Annotated in this window: 15 protein-coding genes; 6 read left to right on the top strand and 9 right to left on the bottom strand. The window is 41.0% G+C overall.

Going from position 1 to position 18211, the window contains the following annotated elements; genetic code table 11:
- Positions 1–12: 12 nt before the first annotated feature.
- Both ACFSR3_RS06535 and ACFSR3_RS06530 read right to left on the bottom strand, forming a co-directional pair.
- The gene (locus ACFSR3_RS06535; RefSeq protein ID WP_379820248.1) at positions 13–1353 is read right to left on the bottom strand and encodes a dihydroorotase; all 1341 of its coding nucleotides are present in this window, start codon (positions 1351–1353) and stop codon (positions 13–15) included.
- Positions 1354–1363: 10 nt separating this feature from the next.
- Positions 1364–2086, bottom strand: a complete 723-nt coding sequence (locus tag ACFSR3_RS06530; protein ID WP_379820247.1) for a polyprenol monophosphomannose synthase — start codon at positions 2084–2086, stop codon at positions 1364–1366.
- A 107-nt stretch (positions 2087–2193) separates the two neighbouring features.
- On the opposite strand from ACFSR3_RS06530, the gene ACFSR3_RS06525 reads away from it, so the two are divergent.
- Together ACFSR3_RS06525 and ACFSR3_RS06520 are read left to right on the top strand one after the other, a co-directional pair.
- Positions 2194–2865, top strand: a complete 672-nt coding sequence (locus ACFSR3_RS06525; protein WP_114756245.1) for a DUF4271 domain-containing protein — start codon at positions 2194–2196, stop codon at positions 2863–2865.
- Between the two features lie 15 nt (positions 2866–2880).
- Positions 2881–3639 (top strand): uroporphyrinogen-III synthase, encoded by a 759-nt coding sequence (locus ACFSR3_RS06520; protein WP_114756244.1) that lies wholly within the window; start codon positions 2881–2883, stop codon positions 3637–3639.
- Positions 3640–3914: 275 nt separating this feature from the next.
- Here ACFSR3_RS06520 and pckA read toward each other — a convergent pair whose 3' ends face one another.
- Entirely contained in the window at positions 3915–5516 is a 1602-nt protein-coding gene (gene pckA, locus ACFSR3_RS06515) for a phosphoenolpyruvate carboxykinase (ATP) (protein WP_379820246.1), read from the bottom strand.
- 79 nt (positions 5517–5595) lie between these two features.
- Positions 5596–5985: a DUF423 domain-containing protein gene (locus tag ACFSR3_RS06510; protein ID WP_379820245.1), complete on the bottom strand. Its 390-nt coding sequence runs from the start codon at positions 5983–5985 to the stop codon at positions 5596–5598.
- A 105-nt stretch (positions 5986–6090) separates the two neighbouring features.
- On the opposite strand from ACFSR3_RS06510, the gene ACFSR3_RS06505 reads away from it, so the two are divergent.
- Together ACFSR3_RS06505 and ACFSR3_RS06500 are read left to right on the top strand one after the other, a co-directional pair.
- Positions 6091–7461, top strand: coding sequence for a saccharopine dehydrogenase family protein (locus ACFSR3_RS06505; RefSeq protein ID WP_379820244.1), 1371 nt, complete (start codon positions 6091–6093; stop codon positions 7459–7461).
- Between the two features lie 113 nt (positions 7462–7574).
- Positions 7575–8045, top strand: coding sequence for an Lrp/AsnC family transcriptional regulator (locus ACFSR3_RS06500; RefSeq protein WP_114756241.1), 471 nt, complete (start codon positions 7575–7577; stop codon positions 8043–8045).
- Positions 8046–8130: 85 nt separating this feature from the next.
- Here the strand turns inward: ACFSR3_RS06500 and metE are convergent, their stop codons facing one another.
- A complete protein-coding gene (metE, locus tag ACFSR3_RS06495) occupies positions 8131–10434 on the bottom strand; it encodes a 5-methyltetrahydropteroyltriglutamate--homocysteine S-methyltransferase (protein WP_379820243.1) in 2304 nt (767 codons plus the stop codon).
- 147 nt (positions 10435–10581) lie between these two features.
- Between metE and ACFSR3_RS06490 the strand changes: the two genes are divergently transcribed.
- Together ACFSR3_RS06490 and ACFSR3_RS06485 are read left to right on the top strand one after the other, a co-directional pair.
- Entirely contained in the window at positions 10582–11067 is a 486-nt protein-coding gene (locus ACFSR3_RS06490) for an Lrp/AsnC family transcriptional regulator (RefSeq protein WP_114756239.1), read from the top strand.
- 50 nt (positions 11068–11117) lie between these two features.
- On the top strand, positions 11118–11984 hold the full coding sequence (locus ACFSR3_RS06485; protein WP_379820242.1) for a glycoside hydrolase family 16 protein: 867 nt from the start codon (positions 11118–11120) through the stop codon (positions 11982–11984).
- 99 nt (positions 11985–12083) lie between these two features.
- Here the strand turns inward: ACFSR3_RS06485 and ACFSR3_RS06480 are convergent, their stop codons facing one another.
- The 4 genes from ACFSR3_RS06480 to ACFSR3_RS06465 form a co-directional block, all read right to left on the bottom strand.
- Positions 12084–12785 (bottom strand): zinc metallopeptidase, encoded by a 702-nt coding sequence (locus ACFSR3_RS06480; RefSeq protein WP_379820241.1) that lies wholly within the window; start codon positions 12783–12785, stop codon positions 12084–12086.
- 115 nt (positions 12786–12900) lie between these two features.
- Entirely contained in the window at positions 12901–13596 is a 696-nt protein-coding gene (locus ACFSR3_RS06475; RefSeq protein ID WP_379820240.1) for a hypothetical protein, read from the bottom strand.
- Positions 13597–13695: 99 nt separating this feature from the next.
- Positions 13696–14418, bottom strand: coding sequence for a hypothetical protein (locus tag ACFSR3_RS06470; protein WP_379820239.1), 723 nt, complete (start codon positions 14416–14418; stop codon positions 13696–13698).
- 568 nt (positions 14419–14986) lie between these two features.
- Positions 14987–18010 (bottom strand): leucine--tRNA ligase, encoded by a 3024-nt coding sequence (locus ACFSR3_RS06465; RefSeq protein WP_379820238.1) that lies wholly within the window; start codon positions 18008–18010, stop codon positions 14987–14989.
- Between the last annotated feature and the right edge of the window lie 201 nt (positions 18011–18211).

The following is an 18211-nucleotide window of genomic DNA, read 5'->3' as shown; positions in this document are numbered from 1 at the left end:
AAAGACCGTTTTTTATCTGTCAAACAAAAGTCTTTCGCCGCAGCGAATGTCTTTTACCTTAAAGTTGTTGTATACAAGCGAACCGTTTACGAAAGTATGAGTAATTCTCGATTTGAAGTTTACCCCCTCAAACGGAGACCAGCCACATTTATAAAGGATATTCTCTTTTTTCACATTCCATGGTAAGCCTGGGTTTACGATAGCAAGATCGGCATAGTAACCTTCCCTGATGAAACCTCTTTTCTCGATTTTAAAGATTTTGGCAGGATTATGCGCCATCTTCTCAACAATCTTCTCTACCGATATTTTGTTTTGGTGATAAGCCTCAAACATTGCTACTACAGCATGCTGCACCAGCGGCCCTCCCGAAGGTGAGCTTGTATATGGGTTTTTCTTTTCGTCTAGTGTATGAGGAGCGTGATCTGTAGCAATAACGTCAATTCTGTCGTCAAGAAGAGCAGCCCATAAAGCATCACGGTCTTCAGCTGTTTTAACAGCAGGATTCCATTTTATAAGCGCCCCTTTTTTCTCATAATCAGCATCACTAAACCATAGGTGGTGTACACACACCTCGGCAGTGATCATTTTTTCCTCCAGAGGAATCTTATTGGTAAACAATTCTGTTTCTATTCCTGTAGACACATGGAATACATGCAGCCTTGCCCCTGTTTTTTTAGCCAGCTCAATAGCGCGTGACGATGATATGTAACAAGCTTCAGCACTACGGATAAGCGGGTGGAATTTTACCGGAATATCGTCACCATACTCGGCTTTGTATTTTTCAAGATTTTCGCGAATGGTAGCCTCATCCTCACAATGCGTTGCAATAAGCATCTTAGTACTCGAAAATATCTTTTCAAGCACCTGCTCATCGTCAACCAGCATGTTTCCTGTAGATGACCCTAGGAAAAGTTTAATTCCGGCAACATTCTTAGGATTTGTTTTAAGAACTTCTTCAAGGTTATCATTTGTACCCCCCATCATAAACGAGTAGTTAGCATACGAAACCTCAGATGCCCTTTGGTATTTTTGCTCTAACAGCTCCTGAGTAACCGCATTAGGCACGGTGTTAGGCTGTTCTATAAAAGATGTGATACCACCGGCAACGGCAGCACGCGATTCAGTCTCAATAGTCCCTTTGTGGGTAAGGCCCGGTTCACGAAAATGCACCTGGTCGTCTATCGCACCCGGAATAAGAAAGTTCCCTTCAGCATCAATAATCTGCACATCTGAAGATTTCGGGCTTATTTTCTCGGCAATCTCTTTAATGAACTTATCCTCAATTAAAAGATCACCCTCAAAAATAGATCCTTCGTTTACAATCTTCGCATTCTTAATTAAAATCCTGTTCATCAATTCTCTTCTATAGTCTGTTAAGCATTTTTTTTATTCGCAGCGCTACTACCCCAAAGATAGCTTCTTTTATGATAGCATTGCTCATTTTAGATTCACCTTTTGTCCTGTCAGTAAAGATAATAGGCACTTCTACTATATTAAAACCGTTAGCATAAGCACGGTATTTCATTTCAATCTGAAAGGCATAGCCCACAAATTTAATCCTGTCCAGATTTACGCTTTCAAGCACCTTGCGTTTATAGCATATAAAACCCGCGGTTGCATCGCGTATTGTCATTCCGGTAATTGCACGAACATAAGCTGACGCATAATACGACATCAACACCCTGTTTAACGGCCAGTTTACCACATTAACACCTGTTACATAACGGGAACCTATGGCTACATCGGCTCCTTTCACACAAGCCTCATATAACTTTTCAAGGTCATTAGGATTATGCGAAAAATCAGCATCCATCTCAAAGATGTAGTCATACTTTTGTGCAATAGCCCACTTAAAGCCATGTACGTAAGCAGTACCCAGTCCGGATTTACCGGCCCTCACTTCAAGAAAAAGCCTTCCGGCATATTCATTTTGAAGCTCAGCTACCTTTTTAGCAGTACCATCAGGCGAGTTATCATCTACTATAAGCACATCAAAGGCAGTATCAAGCAGAAAAACCGCCCTGATAATAGCTTCAATATTGTCAATTTCGTTATAAGTAGGAACTATAACTATGCCTTTGCTCATGAGGTACCTTTGAATTTTGGTGCAAAAATAATGTATTTCTAACGGTCTGACACCATATTTAAATTATAATTAAAATAAGAGAATGCAAAAAATGCTAATTTTGCAGCATGATGGACCTGGTATACCACGAAAGATTAATTGGCACCAAAGATTGGGCAACATTGGTATTTGTTACCTGCTTTGCACTTATCGCCATAAACAGAAGCGTATTTGAGAATCGTTTTGCCGAATTCATAAAACTGGCGGTTTCAGATAAGTACACTAAAATATATAAAGACAGTGGAAATATGCTGAGTTGGTTTACCATCTCATTCTTTTTTATCCAGGTGGTATCGTTTACTTTTCTTATTCAGTTTTTACTGAGTTATAACGATGATGACCCTTCCAAAAAAACAAGCTGGGTGTTTTTTATACAGCTGTTTACGCTTATAGGCGTTTTCATACTTGCCAAATACCTTATCGAAAAAATTATAGCTACAGCCTTTAATATAGAGGAATTTAATGAGCTTTTCAATTTGCACAAAGTAAATTACAGAACCTACATCGGATTATTGCTTTTACCTGTAAATATTTTCTTATTTTACAACAACTCACAGCACGCAATTGTCATTTATGTAATTATTGGCCTGATAATCGCCGCCAGTATCGCGTCTTACCTTGTTTCATTAAGGATTTATCAAAATTTAATCCTCGGCAAGTTATTCTATTTTATTTTGTATCTTTGCACACTTGAAATAGCGCCCTATTATTTCATGTATTATTGGTTTACAAACAGTTAAGTATTACAATTAAATATGAAAGTGAAAACAATTTTGGTTTCCCAGCCGGAACCTAAAGTAGAAAATTCACCATACTTTGAAATTCAGCAAAAATTAAAAGTAAAAGTTGATTTTAGGTCATTTATTCACGTAGAGGGTGTAACCGCTAAAGACGTAAGGGCACAAAAAATTGACCTTAACAACTACACTGCTATCATTCTTACCAGCAAATTTGCGGTAGATCATTTTTTTCGGGTAGCAGAAGAAATGCGATACAAAGTACCGGAAACACTTAAGTATTTCTGCCAGAGTGAAGCTATTGCATTTTACCTGCAAAAATATGTAGTGTACCGCAAACGTAAAATATATGTAGGCCAGAAAGATTTTGCTGATATGGCTCCGCTTATCAAAAAATATAAAGACGAAAAATTCCTGCTGCCGTCTTCAGACCAGCTTAACCACGATATACCTCCTACTCTTAACAACCTTAAGGTAGACTGGACTCCGGGAACTTTTTACAAAACCGTAATGAGCGACCTTAGCGACCTTAAAGATGTATATTATGACGTACTTGCATTCTTTACACCAACAGGAATCAAATCGCTTTTCAAGAACTTCCCTGACTTCCAGCAAAACAATACACGTATTGCCGTATTTGGAAGCTCTACACAAAAAGAAGCTCTTGACCATGGCCTTAGAGTAGACATTATGGCTCCGACACCGGACACCCCGTCTATGACAATGGCTCTTGAAAAATACATTATTAAAGCTAATAAAGAAACTAAGGAAAAATAGAACTTTACTTTACAATACAGGAAAGCCGCTCAATGAGCGGTTTTTTTTATATCGGATTTTTCCAAATCAGCATCATCCTCCACTCTTTTTAGCCGTTAAGGATAAAAACACAAACTCCATATCTTTTCAAATCAAACCACCTTGGCTTTCAGCCACACTCCAAAGAAAGAAAAGACTCATTCTTACTCTCAAAAAAGTTGAGGTGAGAAACAAAAAAAACTGCCCCATCTCTGAGGCAGCCTTCTTTCCAAAAAACATCTATTCTAAAATTCACATTATGCCAACGGTCCGCCGGACATAATTTCTTCATTTGCAAACTCTTCGAATTTGGCAAAATTATTTTTAAATGCTGCAGCCAGTTCAAGGGCTTTTGCATCATAAGCTTCTTTGTTTTCCCATGTATCCCTCGGGTTAAGCACCTCATCAGGAACATTAGGACATGTTTGAGGAATGGCAAGGCCAAACACCTCATGGTTTTTGTATTCTACATTATTAAGCTCACCGTTTAGCGCTGCGGTAATCATCGCTCTTGTAAGCTTCAGTTTCATACGCTGACCTGTACCGTAAGGACCACCGGTCCATCCTGTATTGATAAGCCATACGTTTACTCCTGCTTCTTTCATTTTGCTGCTAAGCATTTCTGCATATTTAGCAGGGTGAAGTGGCATGAATGGCGCACCAAAACAAGCTGAGAAGTTTGGTTGCGGCTCGTTTATACCCGCCTCTGTACCGGCAACTTTAGCCGTATAACCAGAGATAAAGTAGTAGGCAGCCTGTCCCGGAGTCAGTTTAGAGATTGGAGGCAGGATACCAAACGAGTCAGCACTCAGGAAGAAAATATTCTTAGGATTATGTCCTACTGAGCCCGGCTGTATGTTATCAATATGTGTTATTGGGTAACTAACACGTGTATTAGGAGTGATAGAAATATCCTCAAAATCTACCTCGTTAGTGCCCGGTTTAAAAATTACATTCTCAAGAAGCGCACCTCTTTTAATAGCTCTGAAGATATCCGGCTCGTTTTCTTCGGTAAGGTTAATCACCTTAGCATAACAGCCACCTTCAAAGTTAAACACAGAGTTATTGCTTGTCCAGCCATGCTCATCGTCTCCAATAAGCTTACGTGCAGGATCGGCAGAAAGCGTTGTTTTACCTGTGCCTGAAAGACCAAAGAAAATCGCTGTGTCTCCGTCTTCACCTACGTTAGCACTACAGTGCATCGGCAGGGTATTCTTATCTACAGGAAGGATAAAGTTCAAAGCAGAGAAGATGCCCTTTTTCATCTCGCCTGTATATCCCGTACCGCCTACTAAAGCGATTTTCCTTGTAAAATTAAGTATAGCAAAATTAGACTGACGTGTACCGTCTACAGCAGGATCTGCCATAAAGCCAGGCGCACATACAACGTGCCAGTCTGCTTTAAAATCTTCAAGCTCTGATTCTTCAGGACGAAGGAACATATTATAACAGAAAAGGTTAGACCATGAGTTTTCTGTTACTACCCTCACATTCAATCTATAATCTTCATCGGCGCACACATAACTGTCGCGCACAAAAACTTCTTTATTAGAAAGGTAATCCGTAACCTTATCGTAAAGCGCATCAAATTTTGCACTATCAAACGGAATATTCACGTTACCCCACCAAACTTTATCTTCTGTAATGCTGTCACGAACGATGAAACGATCCTGAGGCGATCTTCCTGTAAACTCACCTGTATTGATAGCAAGTGCTCCTGTATCGCTTTCAACTCCCTGGCCTTTTTCAATCGTGATATCATGTAACTCATCGGGAGTCAGCTGATATCTCACATTAGCATTCTTTATTCCCAAGTTCTCTAACGAAATCGTTTTCGTAGAAAGGCCGTAATTCTCCATACTTTTAGATATAAGTTGCATTGTTACAAAGGACAAAAGTAAAAATATTTTTTTTACAACCTATAAATTTCCGAAAAAATTATCGCTTTTGTTTAATTAAATGTAAAAATAAGGTTATCCACGCGCCTATTAATAGTAATCCTCCAATTGGAGTAATAATACCAATTTTCTTAAAATCAAAAGAAAACAAATTGTTGCACGCCAAAAAATAGATAGATCCTGAAAAAAACGCAACTCCTGTTATCACCAACCAAAGGATAGTATTCTTAACCTTATCAGATACCAGTGCCGTATTTCCTAAAAATAACAAAAACAGCGCATGGTACATTTGGTATTTAACTCCTGTTTCAAAAACGGCAATTGATTCCGGTTCGATAAGTTTTTTTAATCCGTGAGCTCCAAAAGCCCCTAAAACAATGGCTATCGCGCCTAATATCGCAGCAACTAAAATAATTTTTCTATTCATCATATTAGTGTTATGCGGTAAAATTATGAACTTTCTGTAATTTTTTTCGTTTAAAATTTTTGATAAATATAACATATTACTACTTTCGTGTGATATTATCCTACCGCTATGAGAAATATTTTCATCATCGGAGCCGGACGCTCGGCTTCGTCACTTATAGATTACCTGCTTAACAAATCGCAAACAGAAGACCTGCACCTAACAATAGGCGACTTATCACTGGAACTTGCCCAAAAGAAAATCAAAGGGCATCCGCGAGCTACTGCCATTGCATTTGACATCTTTAACGAACAGCAACGCAAAAGCGAAATAAGCAAATCAGACATTGTAATATCCATGCTTCCGGCACATCTTCACTTTGAGGTTGCCAAAGATTGTATTACCTACAAAAAACATATGGTTACCGCTTCATACATTAGCCCTGCCATGCAGGAACTTGATGAGCTGGTAAAAGAAAACAATCTTGTTTTTATGAACGAAATTGGCCTCGACCCGGGTATAGACCACATGAGCGCCATGAAAATATTAGACGAAATACGCGATCAGGGCGGCAGGATTCTCCTATTCGAGTCGTTTTGCGGAGGCCTTGTTGCCCCTGAGAGCGACAACAACCTGTGGAATTATAAGTTTACCTGGAACCCACGCAATGTAGTACTTGCGGGACAGGGAGGTACAGCCAAATTTATACAGGAAGGTACTTACAAATACATTCCTTACAACAAACTTTTCAGAAGGACTGAATTTATGGAAGTGGAAGGTTATGGCCGTTTTGAGGGATATGCAAACCGTGACTCTCTTAAATACCGCAGCGTATATGGCCTTGATGATGCACTTACACTATACCGCGGAACCCTTCGTCGTGTAGGCTTCTCAAAATCATGGAACATGTTCGTGCAACTGGGAATGACTGACGATTCTTATGTTATGGAAAACTCAGAAACCATGAGCTACAGGGATTTCATTAACTCATTCCTGCCTTACCACCCTACTGATTCGGTAGAACTGAAGCTACGCCATGTTCTTAACCTGGAACAGGACGACATTCAATGGGAAAAACTGGTAGAGCTCGATCTTTTTAATTCAAAAAAAATAGTCGGCCTTCGCAATGCTACACCTGCACAGATACTTGAAAAAATACTGTCTGACAGCTGGACACTTAGCCCTGAGGATAAAGACATGATCGTAATGTACCATAAAATAGGCTACGAACTAAACGGCGAACGCAAACAAATAGATGCTACAATGGTATGCATTGGCGAAGACCAAACCTATACCGCTATGGCAAAAACGGTAGGATTACCGGTTGCTATTGCCGCACTGCTCATACTAAACAAAAATATTACCACTCCCGGGGTACAGCTACCGATTAACAAAGAGGTTTACCTGCCGATACTTAAGGAGCTTGAAGAATTTGGGGTTGTTTTTCATGAAAAACAGAGCAGCTACATGGGGTACAACCCAATGAATGTAGTAAGCTAAAGACCTTAATAACTAACTCAAACACTGCAGAACCTTCCTTTTTGTAGGGGGGTTCTATTTTTTAAATTACAATCATCAATCAAAATCATTATATTTGATTTCAATCTGAAACCATGAAGATCAACTCACTACAGATAGAAATAGACGGCATTGATAAGGAAATCCTACGATACCTTATGGAAGATGCACGCAAACCCATATTGCAAATTGCCGGAAAAATAGGTATCTCGGGAGCCGCCATTCATCAAAGACTTCGCAAGTTGGAGCATTCCGGTGTAATATCGGGCTCAAAATTTATCGTAAACACAAAGGTATTAGGCTACAGCACTATGGCTTTTGTGGGTATATATCTTGAAAAAGCAGCCAACAACTCTGAAGCTGTAAAAGAACTCCGTAAGATCCCTGAGGTACTGGAATGTCATTACACTACCGGAAACTGGTCGATACTCATAAAAATGATATGCCGGGATAACGAACATCTTATGCAACTACTGAACACCAAAATACAACCTATTGACGGTGTATCGCGTACAGAGACGTTTATCTCACTCGAACAACAGATTGAAAGACAAATACAATTATAGTTTCAGGTTGCTTACTCCTTCTTAAAATGTTTTAATAAATAAGAAAACCTCCTTTGTAGCGGAGGTTTTTCTATTATATCACTTTCTAAACCGCTACTGTTTCTCGCAGGGCTTTGGCTGCACCTACCATAGCTATCAGTGCTTTTTTGGTTTCATCCCAATGGCGGGTTTTCAGTCCGCAGTCCGGGTTTACCCATAGCTGGTTTGCCGGCAATACCGCCTGTGCTTTTTCAAGCAGTACGATCATTTCTCCCTGAGATGGTACCCTTGGCGAATGGATATCATATACTCCGGGACCAATATCGTTCGGGTAATTAAAATTGGCAAAGGCATCAAGCAGTTCCATTTGCGAACGCGAACATTCGATGGTTATAACATCGGCATCCATTGCAGCTATATCTTCTATAATATCATTAAACTCCGAATAACACATGTGGGTATGTATCTGTGTTGCATCTGCCACACCCGATGCCGATATCCTGAATGCCCTGATCGCCCAGTCAAGATATTGTCCCCAGTCCTCTTTCTTAAGCGGAAGCCCTTCACGGATAGCCGGCTCATCAATCTGTATCACCTTTACTCCTGCTTTCTCAAGGTCGGTTACCTCATCACGAATGGCAAGTGCTATTTGGGTACAGGTAATATCCCTCGGCTGATCGTTACGCACAAATGACCATTGCAATATGGTTACAGGCCCTGTAAGCATCCCTTTTACAGGTTTATCCGTAAGCGACTGCGCATATTCTGTCCAGTATACCGTCATAGGTTCAGGACGGCTTACATCGCCATAAATAACCGGTGGTTTTACGCAGCGGCTGCCATAGCTTTGTACCCATCCGTTTTTAGTAAAGGCAAAACCACTTAGCTTTTCACCAAAGTACTCCACCATATCGTTTCGCTCAAATTCGCCATGTACCAAAACATCCAGACCTGCTTCTTCCTGAAAGCGAATGGTCTCTTCGGTTTCCTTTTTCAATAAGGCATCGTATTGCTTTTGGGTAATATCGCCATTCTTAAACTGTGCCCTCCACGAACGAACTTCTTTAGTTTGCGGAAACGAACCAATAGTGGTCGTTGGAAACAATGGCAGATTCAGCTCTTTTCCCTGAAGCTGCTTACGGGTATTAAAACTACTGTTTCTATTAGCATCTGCATCGGTAATGGCAGCTACCCTTTGCTTTACGGCAGCATCATGTATCAATGTTGATGTTTTTCTCGTTTCAATTGTTGCTATATTAACCTTAAGGGCATTAGCTGCAAACGTAATGTTTTCGCTATTGGCAAGCTGCTTTAAAACAACAACCTCATCCAGTTTTTGTCGGGCAAAAGCAAGCCATTGCTTAATTTCTGGAGTTAGTACCTCCTCATTGGTTTCGGCTGTAAGGTCACAGGGAGAATGCAGTAACGAGCACGATGGCGAAACAATAACACGGTTGGCACCAAGCTTATCTTTAGCCTTTGCGATAAGTTTTAACGATTCCTGATAATCATTTTTCCAAATGTTACGGCCATCGACAACACCCAGTGAAAGGCTTACGTTTTCAGGCAGAACCGGCAGCACGCTATCCAGCTGTTCCGGATTGCGTACCAAATCGATATGCAGGGCACAAACAGGCAGCCTTGCTGCAAAAGCAGCATTTTCGCCAAGCCCCTCGAAATAGGTAGCCAACAAAATTTTTAGTGATGGATAGGCCTTGCGAATGGCTTCATACGTTTTAAGAATACATGCTTTAGCTTCCGCATCAGTTCCCAGAGCCAGAAAAGGCTCGTCAAGCTGAATCCATTCAGCACCTGCATCCACAAGCCTTCCTATAAGCTCTATATATACAGGAAGCAAGCGCTCAAAAAGCGATATACGGTTAAAACCTTCCTCTTTTTCTTTACCCAGTAAGAGGTAAGAAACCGGAGCTATAAGTACAGGCTTGGTAATAATACCCTGCTCTTTAGCCTCACGAAACTCATCAACCGCTTTATCAGACAGTAACGAAAACTGCTGTTCTTTATAAAATTCAGGTACAATATAGTGGTAATTGGTATCAAACCATTTTGTCATTTCCATAGCGGTAACATCGTTACCATCCTTTTGGTTTCCTCTTGCCATTGCAAAATAAAGATCGGTAAGATTTCCATCGGTCAATCCGGCATAGCGTGTTGGTATCGCGCCTAAAGTCAGCGTAAGGTCGAGCACCTGGTCATACAACGAAAAATCATTCGACGGAATAAGATCGATGCCTGCATCTTTTTGCAGTTGCCAGTTGGTAAGCTTTATGCTTTTAGCAACATCCTGAAGTTCGTTTAATGTTATTTTCCCTGCCCAGTAATTTTCACAGGCTTTTTTAAGTTCGCGTTGGTTCCCTATTCTCGGATAACCCAAAGTATTTGTCAGCATAGAATTGATTTTTTAGTTTGATATTTTTCTGTGACAAATTTAATTTTGAAGTTTTTAGTTCTGACAAAAGTAAAAAAATAAGAATATTTATCTTAGTTTTGACTTTAAAACAAAACAAAAACCTATCAAAACAATCATTACAACCTAATGAAAGAAAATTATTCTGCCGAAGGGATTGACACCATCGATTTACAACTACTGAATATACTGCACGAAAACTCAAATCACACCACAAAAGAGCTTGCCAAAATGGTGAACCTCTCGCCATCGCCTGTATTTGAAAGGGTAAAAAGACTTGAGAAAAATGGCTACATAAAAAAATATATAGCCATATTGGATGCCGAAAAGCTTAATCAGGGCTTTACCGTATTTTGCAACATAAGGCTCAAGCAGCACGACCGCAACATAGGCAACGAATTTGTAAAAGACATACTGGCGATAGACGAGATTATTGAGTGCTATAACATCTCGGGCGATTATGATTTCCTGCTTAAGGTAACCGTAAGAGACATGAAGCATTATCAGGATTTTGTTTTCAACAAGCTTGGGTCTGTTACAAGCATAGGCAGTACCCACAGTATGTTTGTAATGGCCGAAATGAAAAACACCTATGGTGCCGCCATTCGTATGTAAAACATTAATACTTACATTTGGATAAAGCACTATACCCTTAAATTCCTGTCATGAAAAATGTCCTAAAAATAGCTGTATTACTTCTGGTCTTAACGGGTTGCAGCAGCAGTGAAGATGCGGTAAAAAACAATACGCAAAATGATTTTGACCTTGACGAAGCCGCTCTGGAAGCCGATGGTTATTCAAAAATCTATGAAGACAATTTTGATTCTGGATTGAGCGGATGGAACGTTTGGGAAGGTGGTGCCTATAATGAAGAACTTCAGCTATACAAGTCGCAAAACCTTATACTCGCCAACGGAATACTCGAAATCCGCTCGAAAAAAGAAGATGTAACAGGTCCTGTAACACCGGGAGATACCGAGTTGTCTGACTTTGCCTATACATCAGGAAGAATTGAGTCGGTTTATGAGGTTACCCATACCTCTCCATCACAAAAAATACGTATTAGTGCGCGCATAAAGCTGCCTGCCTCTTACGGAATGTGGCCCGCCTTTTGGAGCTATGGCAACCCATGGCCTACCCATGGCGAAATTGACATACTTGAAGCCACGGGTGACAAGCATGGTTACATTACTAACTATTACTATGGCAGCCAGTTTGACACTCCGCAAACCAATGATGACCTTACCTCTGAAGAAATAACAACCCCTAAAGACCTGAGCAGCGGTTTTCATGTTTATGAGGTGATCTGGGCAAAGAACAGCCTTACCTTCCTGCTTGATGGCGAGGTGGTAGAAACCCGTAATGCATCCGAAACCGGGCAGCAGAACATTCCAGATTTCTTTGGAAAAAGCCAAAATATCGTACTTAATCTTGCCGTGGGCGGCACTATGTTTGGCGCCGATTTCGACGAATCTAAAATCAAGGCCTCATCAATGTATGTAGACTGGGTAAAAGTTTTTAGTAGTCAGTAAGCCGTGTTACGTCAGTAGTTAGTTGAATCAGACAAATAAAAAAATCCGCCCGGCATTGCCGAAGCGGATTTTTCGCTCTATATATAGAAAGGGCAGCGCTTATCGCTCCCTTGATCCGCCGAATACCTGCAGGGCAAAGTATAACAATGTAGCTACAGCTCCTATCGCAGCCACAAGATAAGTCCTTGCTGCCCATTTCAGTGAATCTTCTGCGCCTTCATATTCGTTCGGAGCCAGCATATTCTTGTTCTTAAGCCATGCAAGGGCACGGTTACTCGCATCATACTCTACCGGAAGGGTAACAAGGGTAAAAAGCGTAGTTATAGCCATTAGTATAAGTCCGGCAACAGCCACATAATACCCTATACCTATGTGAGCAGCAGCTCCCATACCAAGCCCGATTATAATAATCCATGGCGCCATTCCTGACGAAAAACTAACTACCGGAACCAACTGAGAACGCAGTTTTAGCATTTGGTATGCCGTAGCATGCTGAACGGCATGGCCTACCTCGTGGGCAGCCACGGCAGCCGCAGCCGCATTACGCTGATTGTATACCGCTTCACTTAGGTTTACGGTCTTATCGGCAGGATTATAGTGGTCGGTTAGCCTACCCGGAGTAGAGATAACCCTTACGTCATAAATTCCGTTATCACTAAGCATTTGTTGGGCAATCTCTGCCCCACTCATACCATTGCGCAAATGTACTTTAGAATAATGCTCAAACTTGCTCTTGAGCCTTGCACTAACGGCAAAGCTTACAATAGCAATCAATCCTATCACTATATAATATCCAATCATTCTGTTTTAATTTTGGTTTCTAACTATACATCAAAAAGAAAGCCAATCTTTACGGGATTGGCTTAACTCTGAAATTTTGGCAGTACTCACATAAAGAGTCTCCTGTTTTTTGCAACTACAATTCTGCGTAGTTATAGTCTATAGTGCGGGTTACACCACCTTCGGCCGTTAATACCATTTTAGTAACATAGCCTTCTTCGTCATAGGTATTAGTTACGGCATATTCCGTTCCGTTTAAGGTTATCTTTTTTACGGCCTGTGCAGAAATATAACCGTAAAGCTCTGTAAACAATGGCAACAAATAAACATTATTTGTAGGCACATTGTATAAACAGCCCGGCTTTTCTTCGTCATACTCCATCTTTGCCAGAACAACATCATCGGCATCGTTCACAGAAGCAATATCCCTGCTTTTAAGCAGTACTTCAATACCCGACCCCTCAAAAGTGTACTTTTTGGTCGTTGAGTTATAGGTAATAAACCACGATTTTCCATCGCTGTCTATATAATCCGTTGGCTGGTTGTTTTGGTTAAGTATATTGTACAGCTGCTTAGTATCGGGATTATCCAGCGCACCATCATAAATAATAATCAGGTTCCCTTTATTATAAGCAAACGAATATTCAGTCACGCCATCTTTAGTGATTCCTGTTATATTCCAGTTAGCGTCGTAAGCAAATTCGGTAGTTGATGTACTGCCGCTTTCGGTTATAGCAAACGACGATAACAGCTTTTTAGTCACAACATTATTATCATCGCCGGAACACGACGCAAGCAATACAACTGCAACAAGCAAAAAGATCTTCTTCATTTTTTCAGATACTTATTATTCGCCATAAAGATAAAACTTCCCTTAGATATTGAACAATAAAAAAACCGGCATTAACCGGTTTCTTATAGTATGAGCTAATTAATCGAGCATTAGCGTAAGCTTAGCATAAAAATGCCCCTGCCCGTTTTCTCTAAAAGTATTTTCTACATTACCATACTGTGACCTCCATTTACCGGTAAGAACTGCCCAGTTGTAGCCTACATTCAGCCTCATTTTGTAATCAGTGTTTTGTAAAAAACCAAACGCTGCCGATGGGCCCAGTATAAACTGGTCGTTGTAAAGGTTTACATGTCCCGGATTGTTGGCAGGATTCAGGTCGTTAAGGTCGATAACCCTGTCGCGTGTATTGATATTAAAATTATTGAAGGTATAACCAAGATCGGCACCACCTGTAACAAAGAATTTATCACTGGTAAGGATATTATAGTGCCCACGGAAGTTAACCCCTGTATTAAAGTTACGCACCCTGTTTACAGCATCCTTTTTATCAGAATAGCTACCCACGAATTCAAAATCGAAAGACAGTTTTTTAAACATCAGATAAAAACCTACTGTCGACTCAAAGGCTGTCGAGTTAAGCTCCGGCAATCCCTGAGCTTTTAGCCTGTCATTCATTTTAAAACCATCGTTTCCGGCAACACCAAAAGAAACATAGATTCCTTTACCCGGATTATCGTCGTCATACCTTTGGGCATAAGGCCTTGGAGGTTCAGGTGGAGTTGGCGGGGTTGGTGTGTCTTGTGCGCTTACCGATAGTTGCATGCCCATAAGAGCAATAACAGCAAATACTAATTTTTTCATTATGATTGATTTTAATTGATTTGTTTTCGAAAAACCAAAGAGTATGCCAAAATTTCGCATAATCACCTGTAAATATAGGGGTTTTGGCTCTTGCGGAACTATTTTATTCCGCAAATTTAGCAGGAAAAAATTCACCTGAATTGTAAAATTGGGACAAGGAATAACAATAAATTATGAATTTTAAATTTTGAATTACGATAAACTTAATAAGGCCTCACCCCTGACCGCTCTCCAAAGGAGAGGGGAGTGCTTCACTCATAGTCCGAGTTCAGTTAAATCATCTAAGCATTAGACAAGAGTGAAGCTAAGGCATTAGGCTCCGTGGCGTAAGCAAATTATTGAGAAAGGCGTTAAAAAGCATTCGCTGTCTGAGCCGAAGGCGAGTTCGAATGGTTTAGCCGAACGAGATAATTTGTAGCCTAAGGAGTCAGAGCCTTGAATTTTTGGTTCTTTTGTTTCAAGACAAAAGAACACACAACAAAAAACCGCAGTATAAACTGCGGTTCTATATCCATATAAGCAACTCGACTTTACTACTTTGTTACTCTGTCGCTTTACCACTTTAAATCTACATCACAATATTAATGATCCTGCCCGGTACTACGATTACCTTTTTAGGAGCACCACCATTAAGCTGCTGTGCTGTACGCTCATCGGCAAGGATGGCTTTCTCAATATCGGCAGCAGTCATATCCATAGGCAGCTCGATCATAAAGCGGGTCTTACCATTGAATGACACAGGGTATTCCTTACTGCTTTCTACCAGATATTCAGGATTGAATTTAGGGAATGGTACATGGGCAATACTACCCTGATGCCCTAACCTGTTCCAAAGTTCCTCGGCAATATGCGGCGCATAAGGCGAGATAAGTATGGCAAGCGGTTCAAGGATAGTACGCTCGTGGCAGTTCATAGCCGTAAGCTCATTAACCGCAATCATAAACGAACTTACCGAAGTATTAAATGAGAAGTTCTCGATATCTTCCTGTACTTTCTTAATGGTCTTATGAAGCGTTTTGTATGCCTCTTTGCTACCCGGGTTAGTGTTAACTATAAGTCCGTTATCGTCAAAATACAATTTCCATAGTTTTTTCAGGAAACCTGATACTCCCGTAATACCGGCAGTATTCCACGGTTTAGCCTGCTCTAATGGCCCAAGGAACATTTCGTATAAACGAAGGGTGTCTGCACCATACTGGTCGCAGATATCATCCGGCGTTACTACGTTGTATTTTGATTTCGACATTTTCTCTACTTCACGGCTCACAGTATATTTACCATTCTCCTCGTTTAAGAAAATAGCATTATTATATTCCGGCCTCCAGTTTTTGAATGCTTCGATATCAAGTTCATCCGATGCATTAACAAACGACACATCAACGTGAACATTGGTAAATATCTTTTTCGCAGCCTTAAGCTCTTCGTCAGTAGTATATGTAGAGATTATCTCATCTACCTGACTACGATAAGCGGCGTGTGCTTCTTCTCTTTCAGCGTAGTATCTTTTTGAAGAAATGAATATCGGCGGAACGATCTTATTAAGTTCACCCTCAAAGTTTATACGGATAGCAAACGCACTCATACCAAGAATCATCCCCTGGTTAATCAATTTTTTGAATGGCTCCTCCTGATTGATATACCCCCTGTCTTTAAGGAATTTATTCCAGAAACGGCTGTATAGCAAGTGGCCTGTAGCGTGCTCGCTACCACCAATATATAAATCTACATTCTGCCAGTAGGCCTCTGCTTTCGAGTCAATGAATGCCGCATCATTATGCGGATCCATATAACGCAACCAATACCATGAGCTACCTGCCCAACCCGGCATGGTATTAAGTTCAAGTGGGAACACGGTTACATTATCAATTAGGTCGGTAGCCACTACTTTGTTAGCAGCTGTATCCCATCCCCATTCTTTAGCATTACCTAATGGTGGCTGCCCGTCTTCAGTAGGAAGGTATTTCTCTACATCAGGAAGGCGCACCGGCAAATGCTCGGTAGCGATCATTTGCGGCATACCGTTTACATAATATACCGGGAATGGTTCACCCCAATAACGCTGACGGCTGAAAACCGCATCGCGAAGACGGTAATTCGTCTTGCCACGTCCCTGCCCTAAATCCTCAAGCGACTCAATAACTTTCTTCGTCGCTTTTTTATAATCAAAGCCATTAAGGAAATCTGAATTCTTAAGTTTTACGTTGTCTTTAGACCCATAAGCTTCTTCAGAAATATCAGCTCCGTCAAAAATATCTTTTATCTCAATATCGAAATGTTTTGCAAAATCATAATCACGCTGATCGCCCGCAGGTACAGCCATAACGGCTCCTGTACCATAACCGGCAAGCACGTAGTCGCCTATCCATACCGGAATTGGCTCTTTGGTAAACGGATGTTCTGCATAAGCACCTGTAAATACCCCCGAAATGGTTTTTACATCGGCCATACGCTCACGCTCGCTACGTTTAGCAGTAGCTTCAACATAGGCATCAACAGCCGCTTTTTGCTCAGGAGTTGTAATTTTAGCTACAAGCTCATGCTCCGGTGCCAGTGTCATGAAGGTAACCCCGAAAATAGTGTCAGGTCGCGTTGTGAATACCTCGATAGTGTGGCGATTATCATTGTCGCCAACTTCACTAAGCATATCCTCAATAAACTTTCTTACACCAAGCCCTTTAGTTGCTTTATGAGCATCTTCAGCCTCATCCGGCGTAAGTACTTTAAACGTTACCGATGCACCTACCGATTTCCCTATCCAGTTACGCTGGCTCTCTTTAAGCGACTCGGTCCAGTCGATACCTTCAAGACCCTGAAGCAATCTTTCGGCATACGCCGAAATACGCATGCTCCACTGCGTCATTTTTTTACGGATAACCGGATGTCCTCCTCTTTCAGAAACTCCGTTTATAATCTCATCGTTAGCCAATACCGTTCCTAATGCCGGACACCAGTTTACTTCGGTCTCAGCAAGGTAGGTAAGCCTGTATTGCAACAATATCTCCGATTGTTTTTTTGCATCATAACCTTTCCACTCATCAGCACTGAAAACAGCAATATTATCATCGCTAACGGCATGTACTTTAGCATTGCCATCAGCTTCAAAAGCAGTGATAAGCGTAGCGATATCCTCTGCCTTATCAGTATCTAAGTTGTACCATGAGTTGAACAACTGGATAAATATCCATTGTGTCCATTTGTAATATTCCGGGTTAGAAGTTCGCACCTCACGATCCCAGTCAAACGAAAAGCCTATCCTGTCCAGCTGTCCGCGGTAACGCGAAATGTTGGTTTCGGTAGTAATGGCAGGGTGCTGCCCGGTCTGGATAGCATACTGCTCTGCCGGAAGGCCAAAGCTGTCGTATCCCTGCGGGTGCAGTACGTTAAAACCCGTGTGGCGTTTGTAGCGTGCATAAATATCAGATGCTATATAACCCAGCGGGTGACCTACGTGAAGCCCCGCTCCCGATGGGTACGGAAACATATCCAGCACATAGTATTTAGGTTTGTCGCTTACGTCCTCGGCACGGAAAGTACCATTCTCAGCCCAGTATTTTTGCCATCTGGCTTCAATTTCGTTCGGATTGTATCTCATTGTTATGTCGAAAGTTCTAAAGTCGTAAAGTTTATAAAGTTCCGCAAGCGGAACGCAAATTTACGCTTATTGTACGAAAGTCAAAACTTTGCCCGTTATAAACTAAGAAGTTGTGCTTACTTTTATGCATAAATGAAAAAGTCATCATAAGTTCTGTCTATAAACAAAATAGTTTCTTTATTTTTACGGCTAAAATCTAAC

The sequence above is a fragment of the Flavobacterium suzhouense genome (assembly GCF_042684765.1).
Classification (GTDB): Bacteria; Bacteroidota; Bacteroidia; order Flavobacteriales; family Flavobacteriaceae; genus Flavobacterium; species Flavobacterium suzhouense.
Note: the sequence above shows the minus strand (reverse complement) of the source record. Positions and strands in the feature narration are given on the sequence as shown.

Bases quoted from the DNA above. Each gene is read 5' to 3' on its own strand.
- ACFSR3_RS06535 (WP_379820248.1), bottom strand. From the start codon at position 1,353: ATGAACAGGATTTTAATTAAGAATGCGAAGATTGTAAACGAAGGATCT.
- ACFSR3_RS06530 (WP_379820247.1), bottom strand. From the start codon at position 2,086: ATGAGCAAAGGCATAGTTATAGTTCCTACTTATAACGAAATTGACAAT.
- ACFSR3_RS06525 (WP_114756245.1), top strand. From the start codon at position 2,194: ATGATGGACCTGGTATACCACGAAAGATTAATTGGCACCAAAGATTGG.
- ACFSR3_RS06520 (WP_114756244.1), top strand. From the start codon at position 2,881: ATGAAAGTGAAAACAATTTTGGTTTCCCAGCCGGAACCTAAAGTAGAA.
- pckA (WP_379820246.1), bottom strand. From the start codon at position 5,516: ATGGAGAATTACGGCCTTTCTACGAAAACGATTTCGTTAGAGAACTTG.
- ACFSR3_RS06510 (WP_379820245.1), bottom strand. From the start codon at position 5,985: ATGATGAATAGAAAAATTATTTTAGTTGCTGCGATATTAGGCGCGATA.
- ACFSR3_RS06505 (WP_379820244.1), top strand. From the start codon at position 6,091: ATGAGAAATATTTTCATCATCGGAGCCGGACGCTCGGCTTCGTCACTT.
- ACFSR3_RS06500 (WP_114756241.1), top strand. From the start codon at position 7,575: ATGAAGATCAACTCACTACAGATAGAAATAGACGGCATTGATAAGGAA.
- metE (WP_379820243.1), bottom strand. From the start codon at position 10,434: ATGCTGACAAATACTTTGGGTTATCCGAGAATAGGGAACCAACGCGAA.
- ACFSR3_RS06490 (WP_114756239.1), top strand. From the start codon at position 10,582: ATGAAAGAAAATTATTCTGCCGAAGGGATTGACACCATCGATTTACAA.
- ACFSR3_RS06485 (WP_379820242.1), top strand. From the start codon at position 11,118: ATGAAAAATGTCCTAAAAATAGCTGTATTACTTCTGGTCTTAACGGGT.
- ACFSR3_RS06480 (WP_379820241.1), bottom strand. From the start codon at position 12,785: ATGATTGGATATTATATAGTGATAGGATTGATTGCTATTGTAAGCTTT.
- ACFSR3_RS06475 (WP_379820240.1), bottom strand. From the start codon at position 13,596: ATGAAGAAGATCTTTTTGCTTGTTGCAGTTGTATTGCTTGCGTCGTGT.
- ACFSR3_RS06470 (WP_379820239.1), bottom strand. From the start codon at position 14,418: ATGAAAAAATTAGTATTTGCTGTTATTGCTCTTATGGGCATGCAACTA.
- ACFSR3_RS06465 (WP_379820238.1), bottom strand. From the start codon at position 18,010: ATGAGATACAATCCGAACGAAATTGAAGCCAGATGGCAAAAATACTGG.